The 1,372-nt window shown below is 35.1% G+C and carries 1 protein-coding gene and 2 pseudogenes; 1 reads left to right on the forward strand and 2 read right to left on the reverse strand.

Annotated features, from left to right (window positions below):
- Positions 1 to 204, reverse strand: a pseudogene (locus tag BBROOKSOX_RS11060) (Mur ligase domain-containing protein); the annotation flags it as partial.
- A 142-nt stretch (positions 205 to 346) separates the two neighbouring features.
- Between BBROOKSOX_RS11060 and BBROOKSOX_RS11065 the strand changes: the two are divergent.
- Positions 347 to 1,087 carry an outer membrane beta-barrel protein gene (locus BBROOKSOX_RS11065; protein WP_139661871.1) on the forward strand — a complete coding sequence of 247 codons (741 nt, stop codon included), beginning with the start codon at positions 347 to 349 and terminating at the stop codon, positions 1,085 to 1,087.
- 67 nt (positions 1,088 to 1,154) lie between these two features.
- Here BBROOKSOX_RS11065 and BBROOKSOX_RS11070 read toward each other — a convergent pair.
- A pseudogene (locus BBROOKSOX_RS11070) lies at positions 1,155 to 1,372 on the reverse strand (Fic family protein); the annotation flags it as partial.

Consider the following 1,372-nt stretch of genomic DNA (forward strand, 5'->3'; position numbering starts at 1 on the left):
AACCAGTAGTGCCACCGCACCCATTTTTTGCGCTTGTTTTACATAGTCGTGTGCATCAAAATTATCCCCACACAAAGCAATAAATAATGCACCATCCATACGCTTTCTGGTATCGGTACAAACATCCCTAAAGGTGACATTGTTTATGTGAATTGTATTAATGCTCAATATTTGAGCGATGGTGTGTGTGTTAGATAATAACATTATTTTGTTTGCTCTATTTTTATTGTATTCTCCATTTTCTCTTAAAAAACTACCTATAGTTAGTTTTTTTTAGGTATCATCCATGCCCGAAAACTATCTACTAGTTTTTTTAAAAATAATATAATAATAAAGGGGTAATAAAATGAAAACACAATTAAAGGTAATTGCATTGTCAGTTTTAGTCGCTACATCAGTCCATGCAAAAGAAAGCGAGGATATGTATTTTGGCTTAGGTGCTGTTCAAACAAAATTTGGTGGTGAGGGTTCTTTGACTGAGGACGGAATTACATCTAGTGGAGTTGTCAATTACAAAAATAATAATTACAAAGTAATCTTTGGTAAGCGTTTGAATAAAAATTTTGCAGTAGAAGGTTCGTATACAAACTATTCTAGCGATGAAGTGGGCATGTCATCAAAGTCTGCCGCTAATGGTGCTGCTTTAGAGGCAGCGATGGCTGCCTTGAGAGATACTGCAGGATTTAAATCTCGAATAGGGCTGACTGGCACTACGCTTACGGGTACTGGCACTACTAATGCAAAGATTACTTCATTTTCAACCTTCTCTGGTCGTAGTATTAGTTTGTCTGGGCTGTATTATTTTGCACAGTCAGATAGTTTTGAGCCGTTTGTTAAACTAGGTGTTAGTGCTTGGAATATGAAAGGTGAATTTTCTGCATTTCAATATGATAATGCAGGTGTATTGACCGAAATCACTGGTGCTACAGATTTTAGCGATAAAACCAATAGTACTGATGTTATGTATGGTGTTGGTGTTGATGGAAAAATTAATGACACAATAAAATATCGTGTTGATTTTGAACGTACAAAAGTAGATGATAGTAACATTGATAATATTGGTATTAGTATGCTCTATAGTTTCTAAATATAGATACTTAATCTACCATAAAAACACCCTGCCTTTGCAGGGTGTTTTTGTTATCTGGGAACCATTAATCACCAATTTTCCATTTGCCTTTTTCTAAAAAGGCTTCAATGGTTTGGCGTTTGGCTTTGTTGATAAGGTTGGAGTGTGATATTTTGTATTTTTTGGCGTAATCTACTAAAGAGATAATTTCTTTGCCTTCTAAATATGCCAAGCGTTTGTGGTAACTATTGGTGAGTGCTTTGCCGATAATGTTTTCCATAGTCTTGGTTTTTGATGAATTGA

It is taken from the genome of bacterium endosymbiont of Bathymodiolus sp. 5 South, from assembly GCF_900128535.1.
Classification (GTDB): Bacteria; Pseudomonadota; Gammaproteobacteria; order PS1; family Pseudothioglobaceae; genus Thiodubiliella.